We start from the raw sequence: 23632 nt of genomic DNA on the forward strand, positions 1-23632 counted from the left end.
TATTCACACATATTTCTCCTATTTGATGCAGCTGCTTATTAGAATTAATTTTTTGCAGATTTAATTGCATACTTCACATATTTGTCACATTTGAAGGGTATTATTTATTTTAGGTATTATTTTGCAATAATAATTGTAATAGAGAATGGAGGAATTAATTTGAACACAAACAAAAAAATCAAATGGATCCGCGCGGGATTGCTCTCTGCAGTACTATTTTTTGTTACATACAAGGCGTACATGCATAATGTTCTCGGCGGCGGAAGTGATGGCTCCCCTTCCGTGCATGCACTTTGTCCGTATGGAGGACTTGAAAGCCTTTACATCTTGCTGTCAACAGGAGGAACACTTCCCAAAATATTCACGGGTACAATTATTGTCTTTGTTATGAGCCTTATGGTTGCCTTTTTGTTCAGGAGGGCTTTTTGCGGAACAATATGCCCATTTGGAGGCATCCAGGAGTTTTTTGCTTTTATCGGAAAAAAAGTTTTCAAAAAAAGATTTATAGTACCCTCATCAATAGACAGGCCTCTTAGATATCTCAAATATGCAATACTTGCATTAACAGCTGGAGCCGCGTGGAAAACAGGTGAGCTTTGGATGTCTCCCTACGACCCGTGGGCCGCATATGCACATATATTCGAGGGGCCTGCAGCACTTATTGACGAGTTTCCAATAGGAACAGCCCTTTTGATAATTACCATTGCTGGCTCTGCTGTGTATGACAGGTTCTTTTGCAAATACTTGTGTCCCATGGGAGCATTCCTTGGATTGGTTTCAAAGCTGAGCCCCTATAAAATAGAGAGAAACAAAGATGTATGTATAGACTGCGGGATATGCGCCAAAACCTGCCCTGTAAACATAGCAGTTGACAATGTTGAGTCCGTAAAATCAATAGAATGCATAAACTGTCAAAAATGCACTCTTTCATGCCCTAAGGAAGGGGCACTTAAAACAAGATTCGCCGGAAAAAATATTAAGCCTGCAATATTGCTATCACTTGTGCTGCTCATATTCTTCGGCGGAATAGGACTTGGAAAACTATCTGGATATGCGCAGTTTCTGCCTGAGCCCATTGCCGAGGGTGAACTAATACAAATTGACGAAATAAAAGGCTATATGACTCTTGATGAAGTTTCAAAACATATAGGAATGCCAATTAATGAACTGTACGAAAGACTCGGCATTGAAAGCACAGTTCCTTCCGATACCAAGTTCAAAGAAATATCAAACTACAACCCTGATATTGACACCCACACTGCAAAAGATCTCCTGAAATCTGAATAGAATTCAATTTTAAAACACAGGAAAGCGCCCCTTAAAACTGTTTTAAGGGGCGCTTTCCTGTGTTTGTGAAACTAAAATCAAAATTTCATCATTGTATATCAGTAAATATTTTCAAGTCTAATCAGCTTTTTTTGCCTTACATTTTTGAATAACGGGCATATTTATAAAAAGAACACTTTTAATAAAAGCTCATTCAAAACACAAATCCGTTCAAAATTGTCAAATATTTATTCATTATAATCACGTTTATATAGTAATCGAATTGTATTTATAGTATAATTTCACTATATTTCTATAACTGATTATTAGATTATGCCATATTGAAATCTGGGCTTATTGTTTATTCTTATACAATTCCATTTGGCGATTAGCAAATATTCTATTGATTTCAGCTGTATTTTCAATCATTTTTTATTTCTTTCGACATGTTTTTTAGGTTATAATAGTTTTAATAATGTAAATTTATATTTGTTTAAAGGTGGTGTTCTTTACTTATAAAAACATGCAGCATCAGCTAAGTCTATTATAAATAGTCTGTCAATTTATATTTATACTATACTGGAGGTTATGTATATGAAAAAAATTGCTTTTACCAAAAATTCAATTCCGCTGAAGACCAAGATAACCCTATTTACCGCAATAGCTCTTATAGTGTCGAACATCTCTCTTACATACATTACACTTAAAAATGTGAATAATCTGGTAAAAGAAGAGATGAAAATCGGCGGAATGGACCTTGCTCATGAGATATACTCAACAACAGAGCATATGCAAAATTTCGAAACCATAGTGGACTCCCTCCTCGCAGATAAGATACTTACCGCATCAAATGCACTAAATCACGTAAGCTGGCCTGCAATGAGCAACGGCTACCTGGAAGAGCTTGCCAAGGAGCTCGCTGTAACTGAAATAAACATAGTCGGACCGGATCGAAAAATACCTTATTCAAACGTAGAGGCATATATAGGATGGGAATACCCCCAGGGACATGCAATGGACGTTGTATTCAACTATACTCAGCCCAGCTATATGGAAGGCGTAAGGGAAAATCCCGTAGACCATAAGTTCTACAAGTACGGCGGTATCTATCTTGAAAACGGCTATTATGTGCAGGTTGGAATAAGCGCCGACGTCATAGTGCAGCTTAAAGAAAATATGAACATGCAAAAGCTGCTTTCTCAAGTTGAACAGAAGGACAGCATAATTTATGCACTTAGACTCGATGAAAATGGAACTGCCATTGCAGGAACGCAGTCTATGCTTGGAAAGACATACGATGATGAAGTAACTATGAACGCAATAAAAAACGGCCAGGAAGGGGCTTCAGAATATTTTGATGAAGAACTCGGGGTCGCGGCTTACGAGGTTCAAATACCATTTTATGAAAACGGCGCACTTAAAGGCTCTCTTGCCCTTGGACTATCACTTGAAGAGCTTGAAAAAGCAAATGCCTCGATGTTTCAAAAATCCATGCTTGTAACACTTTTTATCATTCTGTTATCTTCTGCCGCCATGATATATATTGTAAGACGCCTTCTTCTTCCTTTGAAGGAAGCTGCAGAGCACATGAGCGTAATGTCTTCTGGAGATTTTTCAGCTGATATCCCGGATAAATATGCAAGTGTGAACGATGAGATCGGAGATATGACAAGATCCCTTATGTCAATGCAAAATGGCCTTAGAGATCTCATAGGAAAAATAGTCCATGGCTCAGATCAGCTTGCCAACAGCTCCGACTCACTTTCAAAGATAACAGAGGAAGCTTCAATTGCCATAAATGAAAATGCAAATGCCGTTGAGTCGCTGGCCATGTCTTCTACAACTCAGGCCCATGATGCAAATGCAGTTTCTAAAAACACAAGCATACTCGGCTCAAAAATAGAGGAAAGCTCAGGCCTTATTGCCGATGCTAAAGATATAGCATCTACGGCGGAGATGCTGAGCAGGCAGGGTAAAGAGACAATAAGCAATTTGAACGAGAAGACAATGAGCAGCATTGAAAAGACTGTTGAAATAGAAGAGATCATATCCGATATAGAAAATGCCTCAAAGGATACAGAAAATATAATAGCCCTTATAGAAAACATATCGGGCCAGACTAACCTTCTTGCACTTAACGCCTCAATAGAAGCCGCTAGAGCAGGTGAGGCCGGAAGAGGTTTTTCAGTTGTTGCAGATGAAATAAGGGGTCTTTCTGAAGAAACCCACAAGGCCACTGAAAACATAAGGGGACTGATATCTGCCATCCAGGGCAAAGTCAAAAATGCGGTTTCTGAAATGAGCACAGTCAGAAGCATGACGAACGAACAGTATGAGGTCCTTTTGGATACTGACAAAATATTTAATGAAATAAGCGGGTCAGTTGACAACCTGCTAAGCCATATGGATGTTGTCAACAGTCACTCGGATGACATAGCTCTAAAAAAAGAAGAGATAATGGTCGCAATAAACCAGATTTCCGGTGTGACCCAAGAGTTTTCGGCTACTACAGAAGAAATATCTGCATCTACGGAGCAACAGGCTGCATCAATGGAAGAGATATCTTCTCTTTCTGAAACAAATAAGGAGCTTTCAGACGAGCTCAAGCTTGCCATAAGCGAATTCAAAATTTAATCCAATTATTAAAACCTCGCTTTTGCGGGGTTTTTTATGGGCATTTTGTGCTAGAATATATTTTGCAAGCTAACGAAAGGATTGTGATACCATTTGAACATACTAATGCTCGAACCATACTATACGGGTTCACACGCAAACTGGATAAACGGCTATATTAGATACAGCTCCCACAATGTTAAAGTCATTGGAATGAAAGGGCGTTTTTGGAAGTGGCGAATGCACGGGGGCGCTATCCACATCGCAGAAGAATTCCTGAAAAGCGATTTTAAGCCCGAGCTGATAGTTGCAAGCGATATGATGGATCTTTCCACATTCATATCTCTTTGCAGGCACAAGCTTAACGGAGTTAAGACAGCACTTTATTTCCATGAAAATCAGCTTTCATACCCTTGGTCGCCAAGCGACAGGGATAAAAACGAAGGAAGAGATTTCCACTACGGCTTTATCAACTATTCCTCTGCGCTGTCAGCTGACATATGCCTTTTCAATTCAAAGTATCATATGGAATCCTTTTTGGATTCTCTGGAAGCATTTCTCCAAAGGCTCCCTGACTATAATGGCATATCAAATGTCGATAGCATAAGAAAGAAATCACAGGTGCTCCACCTCGGGCTTGAATATGAAAATTTCGACATTGCAGCTGAAAAGCACGCCCATGAGACAAGTGTCATAAAGCATAAGTCCCATTTGGAGCCTTCACAAAAAATGCGGAATGAACCTGCACTTGTTCTTTGGAATCACAGGTGGGAATACGACAAAAACCCTTATGATTTTTTCAACGCCCTTATTTTCCTGAATGAAAAGGGACTTGACTTTAATGTTGCTGTACTTGGCGAAAGCTACAAGAACATCCCCGACATATTTGAAAAGGCGAGGGCATCTCTTGGTGACAAGATAGTCTCTTTTGGAAAGGCTGAAAGCTTCAGCGAATACGCCCAATGGCTTTGTAAATGCGACCTGCTCCCGGTAACTTCTAACCAGGAGTTTTTTGGAATAAGCGTCATGGAGGCTGTCTACTGCGGCTGTTATCCTATACTGCCAAACAGGCTGACTTACCCTGAGCTTATTGGAATAAATGAGAACCCAGGCAACTTTTACTCTGATTTTGACGAACTTGTAGAAAAAATGGAGTGGGCCATAGTGAATATAGGCCATATAAGAAAACAGGACATGAGCCATATAGCAGCCGGCTTTTCGTGGAAAAGCATGTCACTTCATTACGATTCATTATTTGAAGAAATAATATAGAATTTTACTTTTCTTATAAATAAGCAATACCCTAAATTACAAATATGAATTTAAGAACCTACAATTATTTATCATTTAAGATAATATTAATTAAGTAATTTCCTACTATTCAACCTCTTCAAGTTTCTTCATCTCACAAATTCTTATATTAAAAAACGTGATTCAGAAGAAATTCTGAATCACGTTTTTTAATATAAGAATACCTTTATTCAACTTTTTTTTCAATATTCTTTCCCAGGTTCTTAAGTTTTTGATAATCATCCCACTTCATCCAATTATCATCACAAAATTCTTTTTTCAATATCCTTGAAACACCGTTGGCATCCACATAGTTTATCATATTGTCTTTAACTGCAATAATCTTCACAGGCGCTTTCATAAAGCTTTCATCTCCCGAGGGGGTCGGAAACGCCCTAATCGCAAGGCTTCCTATGCAGGTTTCTGCCTCTTGGGGCCTTATTTTAATAACCTTTTCAATCTCCATCTGTTCTACTTTTTTCTGATAAAAGCCATACGCACCGTACCCCATGCATCCTATCAATATACAGCAGGCCAATATTATTGCAATGTATATTCTATTTTTAGACTTGTCTTCTTTCTCTCCAGCATACTCTTTTGGAAACTTTACTGCCGACTTTAAAGACCTCACGGTTTTCTCTACGTCCTTTTTTTCACCAGAATCCATAAAATCAAGCTCAGAGCTTTCAAAATCGTTCTCCATATCAAAATTTAGACTAGAGTCTTCTAAAATATCTTCCATACTAGCTCCTCCTCAAAAGCATTGCATCCACATTTATTCTCCGGATTACAATAAAAACACACAAATAAACCCTAAAGGCACGTTCATTTTATATTATATATCAATTTATAATTAACCTGTTTATTTTTTTTGATTTATTTTATAAAAATCCAAACGCGCTTATATATCCTTATCTGTTTTAAATTTGGAAGTCATAATTTCTACTTCGCTTGTAAGGGTCTCAAGGTCTTCAGAAAGTTTTTCAAACTCAACTATAGTTGCGCTTTGTTCTTCAGAAGATGCCAATATCTCTTCAGTTGATAAATTTGACTGTTGAGCACTTAATGAAATTTCGCGGACAATATTCTGTACTCCTTCGCTTTTATTGTTCATATCCCCGGTTATAGTCTTTATATGAGCAAATCTATAATTAATATTTGCAACACCGGATATTATCTTGCTAAACGAGTTAGAAGAATCTTCAACAACTGCTATTCCACGGCGTACTTCCTTCAGCCCTTCCTCCATTACAGCCGATGCCTTTTGAACATGCATATTGGTCTCTTTTATTAGGCTTTCAACGCTTTCAGCTGCAGATGATGATTCCTGCGCAAGGCTTTTAACTTCTTCAGCCACGACCGAAAATCCCTTGCCGTTCTCGCCAGCCCTGGCCGCCTCTATTGAAGCATTGAGTGCCAAGAGATGAGTTTGCTTTGCTATGGAATTTATAAGCGTAATCACATCCATTATATTCACTGAATTATTTTCAAGATCTTTCATCGTTGCCGACAGATCCGAAATTTTTTGTTCTATCGTCTTCATCTGACTTGCCATGTTCTCCATAGCAAACTCTCCGTCCTTTGCATCCACGGAGACATAATTCGATATCTCACTTGCTGTATTCACATCATCATTTACCTCGTTAATACTTCTAACAAGTTCCTGCATGCTGACATGAGCATCACTGGAACTGTGAGCCTGATGTGAAATTTCACTAGTCATGCTTTCAACTGCAATTACAATTTGCCCTGTAGCTTCCGATGCTGCGCTTGCTCCGGATTTCATGTTTGAAGAGGCTCCTCCAAGATGTCCTACAAGCATGTTGAGCTCCTTTATGGCACCTTCCATGTTGCTTGTCATTTCGTTAAATCCTTGCGCCAGCTCTCCGATTTCATCGCCTCTTGCAATTTTGATCCTCTGGGTCAGATCTCCCTCTTCAACCATTTTCATTCCGCCGAGTATAATTCTTATGGGCTTTATAAGGCTTCTTATAAACAGCCTTCCCACTATTATAGCCACTATGAGGCTTACAATTGCAACCATTTCCTGTGTATGTACAATGCTTTTTTCTGTCTTGTATGTACTTTCAACATCTAATCCGTTAAAAAACATCCCCACAATTTGGCCGTCAATTGCCACAAGAGGGCTGTACCTTACAAAAAACGTGGCTCCCAGTACGCTTGCCTTGCCCTTATATGTACTTCCTTCCTTCAAGACCCTGTCTGTTACATTTGTATCATCTTGAACAGTCCCAACCTGCCTGCTCCCGCTTTCATCCGTTATTGTAGTTGTCAGTCTTTCATTGCCTATGAAAACAGTGATTTCCATTCCAGTGATTTCTTTTAGATAGTCCACCACGGATTCGTCGAACTTCGAGCCAGCCATTATTGTTCCTATAACTTCACCGTTGAACTTTATTGGATATACAGCTCTGAGTGCAAATCCACTTGAACCTTTTTCAATTCCAGATGCCGCTTCGCCACCAATGGCTTTACTTATAGCAAAATTGCCGCTCTTGTCATCTCCATACTTTTGTGGATTATGGGCCCTGTACACAACAGTTCCATTTCTGTCTCCAACTTCAAGTATATCAACCCTTGAACTTTCCTTAATGCCTTTAAAAAGGGCATCCACTTCTTCAGATATCCCCTGCCTGTCCATGTCATTCAAATACTGCACGAGTCTGCTATTTGCCGCTGCAGCCTTGGAGTAACCTTCAAGCACCTCTATCATCTCGTTTATAAGCACTTCCGATGCCTGCCCTGCTTTTTCAACCTTTTCATTCGAATAGTTCTCAAAATAACTTGATAGTATTTTTTTTGAAAACAACGCACTTGTAATTAGCGGAATCACTATAAGTATTGTTATTATTGCTGTGAGTTTAGAGCTTAACTTTAACTTCTTCAACTGCTTTCCTCCCCTATTATGTAGTTCCATGATGTCAGTTCTGTGTAACTAATTCCATTTACAAAACACCGTATCTTTCGACACCAACTATCTCTAGTACTAATTATACAATAAACCTAGATACATTTTAAGTTTTATCTGAAAATCCATAGTTCTTAATATCCATATTGCATAGTCTATTTTTCTCAATATATTCACAATTCCATATTTTGTGATATAATTGACTCGATAAGTGTTTTCTTGGTTACCCACTTCAAAAAAAACAAGAGCAAACGGTATTTATACTATTTGTCTCGTAGGTAACTCTGTAAAACATATCCCCTATGTTGAAAGGAGTTTTTTTATGCAAAAATTCAGCACTTCAAACCTTGTCAAGACCGCCATGGTTGCAGGGATATATGCAGCAGTCACATTTTCACTGGCCCCTATAAGCTATGGAGAGATACAGTTTCGCCTCTCAGAAATTCTAACACTGCTGGCATTCGTAGACCCCTTGTACATACCAGGGCTTGTAATAGGCTGTGTAATAGCAAATCTCGGAAGCCCTCTTGGCGTTGTAGATATAGCGCTTGGCTCTTTTGCTACGCTTCTTTCTGTAAATTCAATATACCTTACAAGAAAATACATCGGAGACGGCCTGAAATCGCTTTTCATAGCAAGTCTTTGGCCTGTATTTTTCAACGGAATTATAGTTGGATGGATGCTCAACTACCTGTTTTCAATACCTCTTGCAATGTCTGTCATGTATGTGGCCATAGGGGAGTTTGCAGTCGTAAGCATTTTTGGCGTTATAATATTCAAGCCTCTTCTTGACAAGGATTCAATAGTCAAATTGCTTACCATAAGCAAAGCTAATTAAAAAAAGCCAGGATTCCAAAATGGAATCCTGGCTTTTTTTAATATTTTCCTTTTTCTATTATAAATTCATCGAAATCCATTTTCGCAATTTGATCATCATTCGGTCCTACCCCTATGAATTCCTCTTTAAAAAGAACTAAGCTGCCTTCATTAAGCGCCTTTTTCTTTTCCAAGTTCCACGGCGGAAAAGGAAGCCCTGCCTCTTCAAATAGCTGCTCAAGTGCAAACTCTCCATCTTCTACTACGAAACACTCCTCTACTCTACTTTTTTCGCCATATTCGTCCTTTTTTATGAAGCATCCCTTATATATCAATTTCGTCTCCCCCTTGGATTAAAAATCAGCTTTCAGCTATAAATACAAAATATTAATTATTAAGTGTTTTCAAAAATTCATCTCTCGCTTTTTATACCCTCTGGCATACTCATATATTCATTGGAGAAAACAGCTGACCCCGCAAAACATCTTTGCGGGGTCTTTTAGCATTAAATTAATATACCTCAAATTCCAGTTTTACAAGATTATTCATTTTCTGTCCTTCTTCAGAAGCTATTCCCGATATTGCAAGAGTATATCTTTCTCCACTTACATAGCCTTCTACAGGTCTTATCACTATTCCATCTCCCCCTGGAAGCATTTCCACTTCAACCTTTACAACATTGTCATCTGAGTCGACTACGAATATATTCGAGTTTTCTATAGTGCCTGCATCCACGCCTCCACTGAATTTCACAGTCCAAAACTTGTCCTGCTCTACAGTTTTTTTCTTTGCTTCATATTTTACAGCATCTATAGCTTTTTTAAGTTTTTCGACAACCGGGCTCTGTATGTCCCCTATCTTTTGAATTTCTGCCGCTATGTCGCTTCTTATTTCTGCAATCGTATTATTTATTTCGTCATATCTTGACTGCATTTCCTCGTCAATATTGCCCAGTGATCTCAATTGCTTTTCTACCGAATTAAGCCTGTTGTTTATGGAATTTAGTTTCCCTACAAAGCTTCTTCCCTTTTGTTCTTCTTCAAAATCCTCATCTTCATCCTCTATTTCCTGTTCCATATCTTCTTCTTCAATCTCTTCCTCTTCAATTTCTTCAGCATCGTCTTCGTCTGCTGGGTTTTCACTTTCCTCTATCTCCTGGCCTTCTTCTGGCTCTTCCTGTTCCGCATCCACAGATTCTTCAGCTGTAGCGTCATCTGCTGGGTCAATCTGCTCTGATCCTTCTTCCACTGCTACATCCTTTTCGGCTTCTTCTGTGTCTTCTCCTTCAATCGTTTCTGTTGTATCTACAACTATTTCGGCACCGTCAGCGCTCTCGGAATCTGAAGCTTCAGTCTGCTCTGATCCCTCTTCAGCTGGTTCTGTTGTATCTGTAACTGTTTCAACATTAGAATTGATTTCACCTTCTAATGAATCAGCTTGCACAAAGCCGTACTGAATTTCATCTATTGACTCCATAGATGCCTGTACTTCTTCTGTCGCCTGTTCAGGTTCTTCCACAGCTGTTTCATCAGTTGATTCTACTCCATCTGTAGCTGCTTCAGCATCATCAGGGCTCTCAGCATCTGCTCCCTCTTCTAATACCACATTCTGCTCTTCTGCCGGCTGTTCAGGTTGAATCTCGTCTTGAACAGTATCTGCAGGTTCTTCAGCTGTATCTTCGTCACCACTGTTTTCACCGTCTGCAGTATCGGCCTGATCCATTCCTTCCCCGTCAGTGCCTTCTTCAACTGTTACATCCTCACCGATTTGCTCATCATCTTCGAATTCATCGTCGTTTTGAACATCATCTTGAAAATATTTGTCTATTTCATATTCTATTCTCTCAAAATCATTTTTAATGTTTTCAAGCTTTTTTTCAACTATGTACAGCTTTTTCTCCATATTTCTCTTCTTGATTTCTTTCTTTTTCTCCTGCTTTTTGTCGTATTTTTCCTGTTTCTTTTCCTCTTTATCGTACTTGTCTTTTCCCTTGTCCTTTTCATCATTTTGGACTACATGCTTTTGATTTCCTTTGACTTCAGGTTTCCCCTTTGCAAAAGCATCATGCATAGAATATGAAAAAACCATCATGCCTGCTATAAATAGTGCCGAAACTTTTTTGAACATTTCTTTTTTTGATTTCAATATAAACACCCCCATTTTATGTACTTACTTAATTTATACATTATTTTCATATGCGCTTTCAAAGGGTATTTAAGACTATATTCTCGGCAAAATTTTAGGCCCCATTAGACAATAGGGCCCATGATAACTGATTATCACTGCATGTTTATTTAAGCAGCAGCCTGACCCCTACCATCATTAGGGTTATGCCTGCAGCTTTTGTTAAATTCATCGGATTTTTTCCGACTCCCAAAAGTCCGAAATGGCCTATTATTGCAGATGTAGCAAGCTGCACTGCCACAAATATGCCTGCCATTTTCGCTGGACCTATCGCAGGAACTATATATATGCTTGAAAGCACTATTACAATCCCCAAAAACCCTCCAATCAGATATACAGGCCTTGCATTGAATGTATTTGAATAAAACCTTATGTCTCCAGAAAATAAGACTACCATAAACATTATAAAGGCACTTGTTGCAAGGCTGTGAAATGCAGCCAGCCGCGGGTTTGTAACCTGTCCAAGCATGGAATTAACCACGGGCTGCATTCCTATGCATATCCCGCAAAAAACTGCAAGCATAATAGCTGTTTCTCTTCTCATTTTGCCCACCTATTTCTCCAGCTTGCTTAGTATCTTGTCTTTTACAGGATACGAAAGTATTATGAATGTCTCAGTATCCCCAAAGACCTGTATTTTGCCTATTAAATTTTCAAGGCTCGACATTTTGTCAAGGCTCGCCTTTAATATCATGCAGTACGGCCCCGTGACATGGTAGCACGCCACTATGCTGTCCTCATTTTTCACAAAATCCAAAAATTTATCTCTTCCTTGGACCTTCATGTCAACATTTATCAGTACATTTATGTTTCTGCCAAGCTTCTCCGGATTTATAACGGCCTTGTACCCCTTTATAACCTCTGACTCTTCAAGCCTTTTCACCCTTTCCGCAACAGCCGGAGGGCTTAGTGCAACCAATGAAGCCAGATCCTTCATTGATATTCTTCCATCTTCTTGAAGTATTTTTATTATCTTGTCATCTGTAGCGTCCATCTATCCCACCCCTTTTAATATTCACTAATTGTCTATAAAACTAATTTTAACACTACATCTTAATAATTTACACCATCAATTGGCAATCGATAAATTTTATTTTAATATAGCATCATTTATATATTAATCCCCTCTATGTTTTATGGTATACTACTTTATATATTGTAATGGTAACGATCTAGCTGTATAAATCTTACTATTTTTTAAAATTCATCTAGCCATATACATACTACTATTTTAATAAGGAGAGTTTTTGCATGGAAAAGCAAAACAATATAGATTTTCAAAACATACACAATATTAAATACAGCTATAATGATTCTAGCATAAGACATGATCTTTTATTCGAACACCTTCCAGAAGCAGTTTTCATTTTGGACAAATACAAGATAATAAACTGCAACAGCTTTGCAATTGATCTTTTTAACTGCCACAGTAAAAAAGACCTTGTGGATCTTGATTTTTCAATTTTATCCATAGACAAGACAAAAAAAAGCACGCGTTCAATAGACAGAAACAATTCCATGATAGACGGTGCCATAAAAGTTGGTGCCTGCCATTTTGTGTCCTCGTATTTTAAAAAAGACGGCTCTTCATTTCTTGCAAGCATATCATTCGTCCACATACCTGAAGATTCCTATGGAAGAATTGTGGCCGTAGTCAGGGATATAACCGAGAACAACAAAAAAGAGCAGGAGATAAATACTCTGGCATTCAAAGACGGCCTCACTGGGCTTTACAACAGAAATTACTTTTTAAAGCATATTGATCAGAAAATAAGCGAGTCCCCAGATGAGACGTTTGCAATACTCTTTATGGATCTTGACGGCTTCAAAAAAATAAATGACAACCTTGGACATGCAAACGGAGACAAGCTTCTTGAAGTTGTAGGCAACAAGCTCAAGACGGTAATGGGCCCGTCAAACAAGATAGCCCGAATAGGCGGCGATGAGTTCATTACTCTTATAAATTCAGCCTATGACACAGACGAAATAATTGAGTTTGCAAACAGAGTGGTTGAATTTTTCCAGCAGCCTTTCATATTCGACACCCACATATTCCACATGTCAATAAGCATAGGCATTGCAATATATCCGCTTAATGGATGCGACGTTGAAACTCTTATAAAAAATGCCGACATAGCCATGTATAAGGCAAAGGAAAATACAGGAAGCCACATTGAGTTTTTCTCTCAAAATCTCAACGAAAAAATAAACAGCCAGTTCGTACTTGAAAACAACCTCTGGTTTGCGCTTGACAATGACGAATTTTATCTTGAATATCAGCCTATTATCGATATTGAAAGCACGAAAATCGTATCGGCAGAAACCCTTACCCGCTGGCAGAGTAAAAAGCTAGGCCTTATACCCCCATATAAGTTCATACCTATTGCCGAGGAAAACAACCTCATCATTCCAATAGGCAAATGGGTGCTTAAAGAAGCCTGCAGGCAAAATAAGGAATGGCAGGATATGGGCATTGCTCCAATAACTATTGCGGTGAATGTATCATTGAAGCAGCTTGAACAAGACGATTTTGTGGATACCGTAAATGAAATCCTTGAAGAGACAGGACTCGATCCAAAATATCTTGAAATAGAACTTACAGAAAGCATTCCTGTGGAAAATATATCCCACATAATAAATGTTCTTTCAAGCCTGAGCGGCCTTGGAATAAAGCTCTCTATAGACGATTTTGGTACGGGATATTCATCTCTTGGACAGCTTAAAAAACTTTCCATAGACAAGCTTAAAATAGACAAGAGCTTTGTAAATGACATAAATGTGGATACAGACAACACACAGATAGTCTCCACAATAATCGCAATGGCGAATATACTTAAGCTTCAGGTCGTAGCCGAAGGGATTGAAACCAACAATCAGCTCTCATTCCTGAAAGAAAACCATTGTGACATGGGGCAGGGATTTTTGTTCAGCAGGCCCCTTGGAAAAGACTCTTTTATTGAATTCTTAAAAAACAACTCAAAATAAATCAAAAAAATCAGAACCTCTGGTTTTGATTTTTTCATTTAAAAATCTAACTGGTAAAAATCCATATCAATGTGCACTTGCTGTCATTTTTTATCCAGGGCATTTTGGGGTCGTAATCAAAATATACCATTTGGAAAAGCTTGGTTTTTTGGTGTTCATACTCTTCTCCTTTTGAATTGGATCAGCGAAATTATTATGCAGATCAAAAGCACAGGATATATAATAATTAAATCCACTCTTATTATGGGATCGCTCGCTGGAAGAGTCTGTGCCCATCTGTAAACCGAAACTTCCCAGACTGCATATAGCATGAGCAGCACTCCTGTCAGAATCTGCATCTTTGTAATCTTTTTCATGCACTCATCTCCTTTCATGTGAATCAATTTGTATTTTACTTTATACAAATTATATCCCTCATATTCAGTTTTTTCAACAGAGTGAGTCTTTTGTTAAAGTAAATTTAAGTTCGAATGCACAAAAAGACACTTTGGCATTTAAATCCAAAGCGTCTTTTTTATAGACATTTTCACAAAATCATATTTGTTTTTTCATAAGCACAGTATATTTAAGTTCCCTGTAGGGAGGTGTTTCTGCAAAGCCTCTCTTTTTGTGGAACTCTATAGTTTTAGGATACTTGAGAGATTCTATATATATTTCCCTTTCACCCATATTCCTGATAAAATCCTCTCTAAGGTCGCATATTTGCTGTGCATATCCAAGGCCTCTGCAGTCGTTTCTTATATGCAGAGTCTTTGCAAAGTAGCGCCCGTCCTGCCTTACCACCATTCCGCATCCGACCAGTTCGTCGTTTTCATTTGTCAAATACACAATATACGACCTTTCTATCAATTCCAGCATTGATTCGGCTGTCTTGTTGCGGCTTAGCAACTCCATGTCCTGGCTTGAATACGTGTTGTTGTTAGAGTATGCCATGTTATCGCTCACAAGCTTTGCTATTTGAAGTGCAAGTGACCTGCTGTCGGCGCAATGCTCGCATTTGCCGGGATTCAAATTGTCTATCTCATGGAATTTTATCATCAATCTCACCTTTTTAATAATATATTCATAATAGTCGCTATTAGAAAATGCCAAATCTTATCTTTAAATATTTGAATATCTCTTTTGCAACATTTATATCACAGCACGATTCAATTCCTGTAAATCCTGGAGACGAATTAATCTCGCATATTTTGTAATGGTCGCCGTCAAACAGAAGGTCCACTCCTGCTATTTCAAGTCCTGTTACCCTGCAAGCCTCTGTTGCCAGCCATTCAATTTCAGGGGTCAGGTCAAACTGCTTTACGGCTCCACCGTCTGAAAAATTAGCTTTAAATCCATCCTCTGGGGCCGACCTTTCCATACATGCAATTGCACGTCCTCCAACTATGAGCACTCTCAAATCCCTGCCATAGCTGTCCTTTATGAGCTCTTGTATTATAATGCTCAGCTTGGAATTGGTTATTTCTATCAGCTGCATCAAATCCTTGAATGATTTTTTTGTGTTGGATAAAAATACTCCTTTTCCCTGGGTTCCATAAAGTGTTTTTATCACCGCTGGAAAGCCAATGTTTTTTTCTATGAGGTCAATATTTATAGGGAACTTTGCCAGCATTGTCTTAGGCACCGGCAAATTGTTTTCTGCCAGTATCTGCTGAGTGTATAGCTTGTCCTTTACTATCTCTATGGGGTGTGACGAATTTATGCACTGCACTCCTAGACGCTCCAAATGCCTTATGACAGCAAGTGCAAAGTACGTCGTTCCCGCCCCCATTCTTGGAAGCACAAAGTCAGGCAGAGTAGTTTCTTCCCCGTCAACAAGTATGCTTTTTCTGTTTTGGCTTGTAACAAACAGGTCTATCTGCTCCGGTTTTAATACCTTAAGTTCTATCCCTTCTTCCTTTGCCTCCTCAACGAATCTGTCGACTTCGTTTCTTTCAGACACTATTTCAGTTTCGTTTTCACTGTAGATAATCCAGCCCTTCATTCTTTCTCTCCTCTACATGCTAATATAGCACTCTAATTCTGTATGGCCGCTGACATTTACGACCATAAAATACTTGCTATACATATTATATAAACTTAATGAAGATTTAGCTATATAATAAATTTATATTTCATAAAAATTTCATAATTTTTTTAGTATTGCCAAACAGGCAACATTTTTCAACCTATATCGCTTTATTTTGACATTATTCATTGACTTTTTTATATATTTTTCAAATGCACCCGTACATTAGGCGAGACTTATAACACCTAATGTACGGGTGTGAAAATTCATATTCCCATCTAACAGTATTCAACCATTATCCTGAATGAGATTTTTTGCGGCTTTTGGTGAATGAAATAGCAGCAACCGATATTGCGCTTATTATTGCAATTAAAAGGAATAGATACGTAAGTGGTATTAAAAAGAATGGTTCCACAAGTGTTCCATCCGGAGCAACTTCAGACCCTATTATATTGTATGATACTCCGCATACCACAGCCGCAACAAATGATACTATAGTTAAAATATATTTTTTCATGACAACCTCCATAAATTTTAGTGTTTTCCAAATAAATCTCTTATACGATCTCATGTTCTGATGTTTCACAAATGCTATCAATCTAATTTACATTTCCCATGTCATATTTTTTCAAGTATTATTCATCGTCCCCTGAATACTCCAGTATATCTCCCGGCTGGCAGTCCAATACCTCGCATATTTTTTCCAGCGTGGAGAACCGGACCGCCTTTGCCTTCCCATTTTTAAGTACTGATATGTTTGCCATTGTTATTCCGACCCTTTCAGAAAGCTCGGTGACACTCATCTTCCTCTTTGCAAGCATTACATCTATGTTTACTATTATCGCCATTCCATCACCTCATATCGTCAAATCATTTTCTGATTTGATTTCGATTGCTGTCATAAGCAGTTCCTCCAGCACAGCCGCAAAAAGCGCTATAGTCAAGGCGGCAAACATAAAGGTTATCGGTACTGCTGCAATTGAAGCATTGAGTACCGTTTTCATTCCAAGAAGCGCAGCCCCTGCTGCATATACAAATGCTATGGCACATGCACAGCATTTTATAAGATTTAATGACTTTGCCGCCGGCTTGGAAAAAGTATTTTTCAGTTCAATGTTCTTTAGCAGCTTTAATGCCTGGTAAAGAACTATGTAAAATGGTATCACAGTGAAATATATTCCCATTAGCGCTGGGTATTTCAAGTTGGCATTTTCAGAATTACTCCCCAATATATTGCCCGCCGCTTTGGGAAGCCAGAATATGCTGAGCATAAATACAACTATTCCCATTCCCAACACTGCCAGCTTAAGAAAAGCCGTTTTTTCCGTTTTCATAAAGCACCTCCAAATCAATTTCTTGATCACAGTATATCAGATCATTTATCGTTTTTCAATATGTTTTTTATCGTTTTTCGATATATTTTTAATGCTTTTAGGTAAATCTTCCGTTTTGCGGACTTTGAAATTCTTGCAATAAAAAACAACTCCTGCCATTTAATCTAAAGAGTTGTTTTTCGAATACGTTTTTTATTTTTTCAGCATTCAAATTCCTTTTGCATTTTTCACACAAAGGCTCCAGGCCTTCCCCCAGCTTTTTGTTCATGCACTCCAATTCATCTTTTATGGCGAAATAGATTATGCACTTTCATCGGTTTTAACCCTTCCTCGTATATGAACATTGTGCCTTATCTTAGATTTGGATCTTCCCATACTGCTCAATGCCACACCCCCGATTATGCTAATTCCACCTATGACAGTGAAAACCGTTATGCCTTCGTCAAACATTGCAAATGAAGCAATCGATGCCACAAAAGGGTTTATATAATTAAAAACGGATGTCCTTACAGGCCCAATCTCCTTTATGGCGCTGTACCAGCTGTAATATCCTATCACAGTACAGGTACCCGCAAGGTAAAGCGCAGCCAGGACTGCCCTTATATCTATGTACTCCATATTGTCTATAAGAGATGCCCCCGACAAGAAATTACTCGTGAAAACCACCGGGACAAGCATTCCCATTGCCGCAATATTTATATATGCTACAATTATAAACGGATCATATTTTTCCAGCACTTTCTTGGCTCCCAGTGAAAATGCCGCCAGCATGACAGCATTCAAAATCATAAGGGCGTCTCCAATTATAGTTTTTCCAAATGAAAATGATGAAATATCCCCCTTTGTTATGACGAGTGTTATTCCAACAAAGCATATGGCAATCCCCGCTATTTTAAGGCCTTCCAGCTTTTCCTCGAGCACCAGGCATGAATGCAGCGCAAGCAGTATGGGCGTTATACCCAAAAGCAGCGACGCGTTCACGCTCGTAGTATATTTCAGAGCAGTATACTGCACAATGAAATAGCCTCCAATTCCCATGAATCCTAGATAGATTATTGTCGGGATATCTTTTTTATCTATCCTCTTCTTTTCGCTTGAAACCCCGGTAAGTATCACTGAGAATATGGCACTTGCAAATGTGACCCTTAAAAACGTAAAGTGTACCGGAGAAAGCTTTCCGGCGCCCAGTTTGACTGCGGCAAATGAAGACCCCCAAAACACCACGGTAAGTATCAATAAAAAATATAGTTTTTTCCTGTTCATATATCTCCCATCCCCTAAACTATTCACTTGATTTTCCATCTATTTTATCCTGATGTCAAAGCACTCCAAAAGCGTAGCCACATCAGGCAGCGTGAAAATAGCATTTTTAACATTGTTGCTTAGAGGGTTTATGGAATATCCCTTCGTAAAGGAAAAGTCTGCCTTTGCAAGGTTTGAGCCGTTGAACACGCTCCCCTTGAGATCACAGTGGCTGAAGTCGCTCTCCATGAGCTGGGTTTTTACAAAGTCGCTTTCAATCACCCTGCTCTTTGCAAATGAAGTCTTTCTAAGATTCATATCGGAAAAATTGCAGCTTTGGATAAGGCACCCCCTAAATTCCATATCCAGTATGAATCTGTCGCATTTTCCAAAATCGACCCCCACAAGCTTGCAGCCCTCAAACGTGACATTTCTAAGCCTTGACTCGCCATACACTGTCAAGGCGAGGTTGCAGCTTTTAAATATGCAGTCTTCGAATGTCGAATATGAAAAGTCCGCTTCTGAAAAATCACAGCTTTCAAACATGCAATTTACGAATACCCTTTCTGTAACATCTGCACCCGTTCCGTTTATTTTTATGAATTCCCTGTCTTCGTATTCAAATTCACATAATGTTTCCATGTGCACCTTCCTTTTTTATCTCTTTTGAAATTCGTAGTATCCGCTCAGCTCCTCTAATTCGCCTGTAATCTCAATGCTTCCTGAAAACACCCCGTTTTCAAATTCCAGTTCAAATCCATCATGCATAGCTTTATCTAGCCCGCTTTCAAGCCTGAACTTTGCAGTTTTACCGCTAAGTAGCCCCTTGCATGCTGCAAGCTGGGAGCTCTTTAGATTATGTATGTCTGTCCCGCCCCTGTATTCCATGCTGGCCACATAGCCCGCTGCAATGCCGTCTTTCGAAACCACAATCTCTCCATATTTTTCAGTTATGTAATCTCCCTTTTCCAATATGTCCTCACATTTCCATACCCCAGCCATTTCCGGCGAAATGCCTTCTTTTGCCGTTTTTACAGAATCTCCACCGCCATACCACTGCAGGTATATTCTGCCACCCTGGCCCTCTTCTCTGCCCATTCTACTGACTATGAATGTCGGATTTTCACCTCGGCTGTGCTCAATTTTTGTGCTGCTCATGCCAAATGTGTCATTATATCCAGAGATGGCGCATACAACTTTATCTCCATATGAAAATACAATGTTCATCATGCCTTCACTAAAAGTCTCGCTAACCCTGCCGCTTTTAAAACCCATGATTTCATACATTTGCGCCTTGGGCATATACGGAGGGAAGAAATACACTTTTTCCCATTCAAAAGGCGTAAGCTCGCTTAATGAAATGCTCACGTAGTCAGAGCACTTTTCTTTTATGCTCTTTTCAAGTGCTGAAGCATTTTTTGAGCTTTCACTATTCAAGCTGCCAGTAAGCACCATAGTTCCTGTAAATATAAGCACAGCCAAAACTGCAACCGCCTTCAAGCATATTTTTTTCATATACTTCTCCTTTTCAATTAACATATGTATCATTTTCATAGTACCATTTTTTATATATAATGTCATCCTGTGGTATGCACTGTCGTTTCAATTTTAATAACAAAACAAAAAAGGAACTCTCTTCATGCGAAAGTTCCATGTATATTCCAAATGCACCCCAACTCGACTGTTTCACGCTTAAATACAATTGGAGCGACATATTCAAGTTCCAGCATAAACCCCTGAATAATATATTTTGTCAAAGTATCACCCCTAATTCTCTTTATACGCTAATTATATATCTCCAGCATTTTTAAGCTTGTATTCAATATCGTCTTTTAATGTGTCTAAAAATCTAGCTATGACATCCTTTTCATCCTCATTAAACAATTCAAATATCTGCTTGTCCCTCTCCACAGATTCCATATGAACCTTTCCATGTATTGTAAAAATATCCATTCCTTCATTTGTAAGTCTAAAATACTTTTCCTTCCTGTTTTCTTCCCTTTTGTAAGAGCTTATATATCCACTATTCATTAACCTTTTAGTTATTTTGGTTACAGCACCTTTTGTGATTTGCAGGTGTTGCGTAATCTTGGTCACATTTGCATATTCAGTTCTTCCTATGTAGTCAATAGCATGAACCTCGTTCATGTTCAAGTTCCCATATCTGCCACTGAAGTCCTTCTCGCTAAACTCCGAAAACAACTGGAGTGTTTGGATTAATTTCATAAGCAATAATTCATTGTCCATATCAAGCACCCCTATATTACATCTGCAAGAACCCTTGTAGATAGCCCTGTTGCAAACGGATTCTCTATCCACATTGTGTAGACGTCAAACTTGTCACCATTTTTCAAGTTCAGTCCACCCGTGTCCAGATTCTCTATGACATAAGTTCTATTGCCTTCCGCCTTTATGTCTGCCTTTATGTGTTCACTTCCTCTGCGGATTCCTGCACAGTCAATGCCTATAAAGCATACTTGCCTTTGGAGCAAAAAGTCTATAAGCTCCCATCCAAGCTGAGGGTGATTGTTTGTATACATTTCGCTTCCGTATTCAAACCTGCTTTGAATGCCTGTTTTGAACACTATAAAGACCTTCTCGCCATATTTTATATCAATTCCCTCTATAACTTCCATTCCTATCTCTTTTTCAATGCCATACTCAGTGCAGTCTATTAAAACTCCCCTTGTCTTGAAGTAGTCTACAGGAATCCTGCTTTTTTTGTAAACGTCTATATGGGTCCCTACATGGCCTGCATTCATCAATTTGTTTTCCTGGCTCTCCAGCCATTTCCACACATTGTGATCTCCTTCCAGATTCATTGTTATATCTATCATAATAGCCCTCCTGAATTTATAGTTTACCTAGAAACAATTTTAGCGCATTTTTGTTTCCTTGTCAACTATAAAGAGTATGCACATGTCTGGCCTGCTCAAAAATATGGAGCGGCAAAAACTCCATATTTTCGAAGTTTCCACTGCTCCAATTGTCTTTAGATAATGATAAAACATTTTTTAATCGCATGCTTTTATTTTTACACCGCTGGGAATATGTCGCCCCTTACAATATATTTGCATATTATGTCCGTCAAATTATCTATGTATTCCTTTTTCAAGTCCTCATCGGCCATCCCGGCTATTTCTACAATGTTAATATATATGGTGCGCCATACCAGCATAGCCCCCACGTGTAGCGTCGAATCATCAGCACCGACCCATATCCGTCTCAATATTTCCTTGATTATATTTAAATAGTCTTTTTTCACATCCTCAAAAAAACCTTTTATTTGTTCGTTTTCATTCATTAGAACATTGAATTCCTCCATGACTCTCTTATATGTAATAAATTCAAGCCGGCTTTCAATATAGTTTCTTATGGCCTGTTTTTTATCAATATCTTCAGCCATTCTGTTCTTAAAATCTAAAACCACCTCCATCTCTTTCTCTATAAGCAGTCTCACAACCTCTATATAGATATCATCCTTGTCTTTAAAGTACTTGTAAAATAATCCAGTTGAAATCCCAGCTTCCCCCGTTATGTCTTTTATATGGGTATTGTGATATCCCTTGTCATTGAATACTTTCTTAGCCGATTTTATTAGCCTCAACCTTTTTTCTATCGCTCTTTTTTGAATGGGCTCTTTTATATGACTCAACTCTATTCACTCCTTTCTAATAATTTTAATACATTTCTATCTGTTAGTATAGTTTATAAAACTTGAATCAAAATTCACTTTCTATTGACTATATATCAATTAGCCTATATAATGTCTTTAAAAGTTGAATTTAAATTCAACTTTTTATTTTGTGCATAGGAGTGTTCAACATGAAATTCACCGCCAATATATTCAACTTACAGTTCAACAAACTCAGTTTGAAATTTGGACTTAGATACACTTTTACATTCTTGCTTTCTCTTGCTGTTAACCAATTCTTATTCGGACTTAATGTCGCACTGCTGAGCGCATTAACAACATCATTCTATTTTATTGCTCCCAACAAGAACATGAAAGTCAAACCTCTTTATAAAATCGTATATCTATATTTTAATATCGTCTTAGTTATTTTTTTAGGCTCTTTGGCAAACTCAGGCCTGCTTTTGTCCTTCATATTAAATCTAATAGTTCCATTTGCCGTGGTATGCATATTCAATGACGACACTAACACCAGCGGATATATGTTTTACTATTGCTTATTTATTCTCACTCAATCGATTGGCATAACCCTGGATATGTTCTGTTTCAATGCACTGTCTTCTTTCATAGGGCTTATTACAGGGTATCTATTTGAAGAGATCATTTGGTCTGCCAGCCATAAAAACATGAATACGGATATCATGTGCTTCAAAGAATGCTTAGTCGGCAACTTTAAGTCTAACAATACGAAGCTGAAAAACGGTTTGAATTTGAATTTACATGTATCAAGGTTTGCATTAAGGCTGTCCATAGCCACCGCCTTTTCATTCGTCTTATGGAAATACTTGAATCTGCCAAAATGGTACTGGATATCTGCCTCTACTTGTTTTACACTGGTTCCAACGGGCAACGAAATTCACTCCAGGGCTTTTAAGCGAATCCAGGGAACCATAATAGGAGGGCTTATGTTCCTTGCATTTTCCTTTTTTGTAAAAAACACATTTGTCTCCATGGCAACAATACCTTTTAGCATTCTATTGATGCTGGCCTACATGCCTCACAAGCGCCTGGCTGAGTCGTATATATTCTCTACGTATCTCTCTTTGTCTTTTTCCATAATTTCACTGTCATCATTGACAGCCGCTACATACAGAATTTCATACGTTTTAACAGGCGTTTTGACGGCTGTGCTGTTCAATGAATTAATACTTCCAAGCAGGTCAAAAACTCTATTGGAACAAGAGTTTATGCAATCGTAAAAAGAAGCCATGTGATTATTTGAACTCCAATAATCACATGGCTTCTCCAGACTTATATTATTGTCACTCTAT

25 protein-coding genes are annotated in these 23632 nt (G+C 38.4%); 6 read left to right on the top strand and 19 right to left on the bottom strand.

The window, feature by feature from the left end; all coding sequences use genetic code 11:
• Positions 1–159 precede the first annotated feature (159 nt).
• From BUQ87_RS00885 to BUQ87_RS00895, 3 genes are all read left to right on the top strand, one after another.
• Entirely contained in the window at positions 160–1287 is a 1128-nt protein-coding gene (locus BUQ87_RS00885; protein WP_038261069.1) for a 4Fe-4S binding protein, read from the top strand.
• A gap of 573 nt (positions 1288–1860) precedes the next feature.
• Positions 1861–3900, top strand: a complete 2040-nt coding sequence (locus BUQ87_RS00890) for a methyl-accepting chemotaxis protein (protein WP_038261068.1) — start codon at positions 1861–1863, stop codon at positions 3898–3900.
• A gap of 93 nt (positions 3901–3993) precedes the next feature.
• The gene (locus BUQ87_RS00895) at positions 3994–5151 is read left to right on the top strand and encodes a tRNA-queuosine alpha-mannosyltransferase domain-containing protein (RefSeq protein ID WP_038261065.1); all 1158 of its coding nucleotides are present in this window, start codon (positions 3994–3996) and stop codon (positions 5149–5151) included.
• Between the two features lie 205 nt (positions 5152–5356).
• On the opposite strand, the gene BUQ87_RS00900 is transcribed toward BUQ87_RS00895, so the two are convergent.
• Together BUQ87_RS00900 and BUQ87_RS00905 are read right to left on the bottom strand one after the other, a co-directional pair.
• Positions 5357–5911 (bottom strand): hypothetical protein, encoded by a 555-nt coding sequence (locus BUQ87_RS00900; RefSeq protein ID WP_038261064.1) that lies wholly within the window; start codon positions 5909–5911, stop codon positions 5357–5359.
• Between the two features lie 159 nt (positions 5912–6070).
• Positions 6071–8077: a methyl-accepting chemotaxis protein gene (locus BUQ87_RS00905; protein WP_038261063.1), complete on the bottom strand. Its 2007-nt coding sequence runs from the start codon at positions 8075–8077 to the stop codon at positions 6071–6073.
• Between the two features lie 343 nt (positions 8078–8420).
• Here BUQ87_RS00905 and BUQ87_RS00910 point away from each other — a divergent pair, with 343 nt between their 5' ends.
• On the top strand, positions 8421–8936 hold the full coding sequence (locus BUQ87_RS00910; RefSeq protein ID WP_038261062.1) for a QueT transporter family protein: 516 nt from the start codon (positions 8421–8423) through the stop codon (positions 8934–8936).
• A 37-nt stretch (positions 8937–8973) separates the two neighbouring features.
• On the opposite strand, the gene BUQ87_RS00915 is transcribed toward BUQ87_RS00910, so the two are convergent.
• From BUQ87_RS00915 to BUQ87_RS00930, 4 genes are all read right to left on the bottom strand, one after another.
• Positions 8974–9249 carry a hypothetical protein gene (locus BUQ87_RS00915; RefSeq protein ID WP_038261061.1) on the bottom strand — a complete coding sequence of 92 codons (276 nt, stop codon included), beginning with the start codon at positions 9247–9249 and terminating at the stop codon, positions 8974–8976.
• Between the two features lie 175 nt (positions 9250–9424).
• Positions 9425–11059: an ICP22 family protein gene (locus BUQ87_RS00920; RefSeq protein ID WP_038261060.1), complete on the bottom strand. Its 1635-nt coding sequence runs from the start codon at positions 11057–11059 to the stop codon at positions 9425–9427.
• A gap of 145 nt (positions 11060–11204) precedes the next feature.
• A complete protein-coding gene (locus tag BUQ87_RS00925; protein ID WP_143182363.1) occupies positions 11205–11642 on the bottom strand; it encodes a DMT family transporter in 438 nt (145 codons plus the stop codon).
• A gap of 9 nt (positions 11643–11651) precedes the next feature.
• Positions 11652–12092, bottom strand: coding sequence for an Lrp/AsnC family transcriptional regulator (locus BUQ87_RS00930; protein ID WP_038261058.1), 441 nt, complete (start codon positions 12090–12092; stop codon positions 11652–11654).
• A 257-nt stretch (positions 12093–12349) separates the two neighbouring features.
• On the opposite strand from BUQ87_RS00930, the gene BUQ87_RS00935 reads away from it, so the two are divergent.
• Positions 12350–14083, top strand: a complete 1734-nt coding sequence (locus BUQ87_RS00935; protein WP_052635846.1) for a sensor domain-containing protein — start codon at positions 12350–12352, stop codon at positions 14081–14083.
• A gap of 155 nt (positions 14084–14238) precedes the next feature.
• Here the strand turns inward: BUQ87_RS00935 and BUQ87_RS00940 are convergent, their stop codons facing one another.
• The 13 genes from BUQ87_RS00940 to BUQ87_RS15495 all read right to left on the bottom strand — a co-directional run bounded on the left by BUQ87_RS00940 (position 14239) and on the right by BUQ87_RS15495 (position 23211).
• Positions 14239–14439, bottom strand: a complete 201-nt coding sequence (locus tag BUQ87_RS00940; RefSeq protein ID WP_038261057.1) for a hypothetical protein — start codon at positions 14437–14439, stop codon at positions 14239–14241.
• Positions 14440–14617: 178 nt separating this feature from the next.
• Positions 14618–15175, bottom strand: coding sequence for a GNAT family N-acetyltransferase (locus BUQ87_RS00945; RefSeq protein ID WP_159434245.1), 558 nt, complete (start codon positions 15173–15175; stop codon positions 14618–14620).
• Entirely contained in the window at positions 15162–16067 is a 906-nt protein-coding gene (locus BUQ87_RS00950) for an ATP-grasp domain-containing protein (protein WP_038261055.1), read from the bottom strand. Before BUQ87_RS00950 ends, BUQ87_RS00945 begins: the two co-directional genes overlap by 14 nt.
• Before the next feature lie 319 nt (positions 16068–16386).
• The gene (locus tag BUQ87_RS00955; RefSeq protein ID WP_038261052.1) at positions 16387–16608 is read right to left on the bottom strand and encodes a DUF3955 domain-containing protein; all 222 of its coding nucleotides are present in this window, start codon (positions 16606–16608) and stop codon (positions 16387–16389) included.
• 118 nt (positions 16609–16726) lie between these two features.
• The gene (locus tag BUQ87_RS00960; protein WP_038261051.1) at positions 16727–16939 is read right to left on the bottom strand and encodes a helix-turn-helix domain-containing protein; all 213 of its coding nucleotides are present in this window, start codon (positions 16937–16939) and stop codon (positions 16727–16729) included.
• 9 nt (positions 16940–16948) lie between these two features.
• A complete protein-coding gene (locus BUQ87_RS00965; protein ID WP_038261050.1) occupies positions 16949–17425 on the bottom strand; it encodes a DUF2975 domain-containing protein in 477 nt (158 codons plus the stop codon).
• A gap of 300 nt (positions 17426–17725) precedes the next feature.
• Complete coding sequence (locus BUQ87_RS00970) at positions 17726–18688, bottom strand: DMT family transporter (RefSeq protein ID WP_052635845.1); 963 nt, start codon at positions 18686–18688, stop codon at positions 17726–17728.
• 39 nt (positions 18689–18727) lie between these two features.
• Positions 18728–19309 (bottom strand): pentapeptide repeat-containing protein, encoded by a 582-nt coding sequence (locus BUQ87_RS00975; protein ID WP_038261049.1) that lies wholly within the window; start codon positions 19307–19309, stop codon positions 18728–18730.
• A gap of 15 nt (positions 19310–19324) precedes the next feature.
• Complete coding sequence (locus tag BUQ87_RS00980) at positions 19325–20182, bottom strand: hypothetical protein (RefSeq protein ID WP_052635844.1); 858 nt, start codon at positions 20180–20182, stop codon at positions 19325–19327.
• 273 nt (positions 20183–20455) lie between these two features.
• Positions 20456–20914, bottom strand: coding sequence for a MarR family transcriptional regulator (locus BUQ87_RS00985; protein ID WP_052635843.1), 459 nt, complete (start codon positions 20912–20914; stop codon positions 20456–20458).
• An 11-nt stretch (positions 20915–20925) separates the two neighbouring features.
• Entirely contained in the window at positions 20926–21504 is a 579-nt protein-coding gene (locus BUQ87_RS00990; RefSeq protein WP_052635842.1) for a cyclase family protein, read from the bottom strand.
• 197 nt (positions 21505–21701) lie between these two features.
• Positions 21702–22322, bottom strand: coding sequence for a TetR/AcrR family transcriptional regulator (locus BUQ87_RS00995; protein ID WP_052635841.1), 621 nt, complete (start codon positions 22320–22322; stop codon positions 21702–21704).
• 550 nt (positions 22323–22872) lie between these two features.
• Positions 22873–23211 (bottom strand): hypothetical protein, encoded by a 339-nt coding sequence (locus tag BUQ87_RS15495; protein WP_242943751.1) that lies wholly within the window; start codon positions 23209–23211, stop codon positions 22873–22875.
• On the opposite strand from BUQ87_RS15495, the gene BUQ87_RS15800 reads away from it, so the two are divergent.
• Positions 23147–23560 carry an FUSC family protein gene (locus tag BUQ87_RS15800; RefSeq protein WP_408635085.1) on the top strand — a complete coding sequence of 138 codons (414 nt, stop codon included), beginning with the start codon at positions 23147–23149 and terminating at the stop codon, positions 23558–23560. The genes BUQ87_RS15495 and BUQ87_RS15800 overlap by 65 nt on opposite strands.
• Positions 23561–23632: the final 72 nt, after the last annotated feature.

Origin of the sequence: Peptoclostridium litorale DSM 5388 (assembly GCF_900141635.1) — a bacterium.
Classification (GTDB): Bacteria; Bacillota; Clostridia; order Peptostreptococcales; family Peptostreptococcaceae; genus Peptoclostridium; species Peptoclostridium litorale.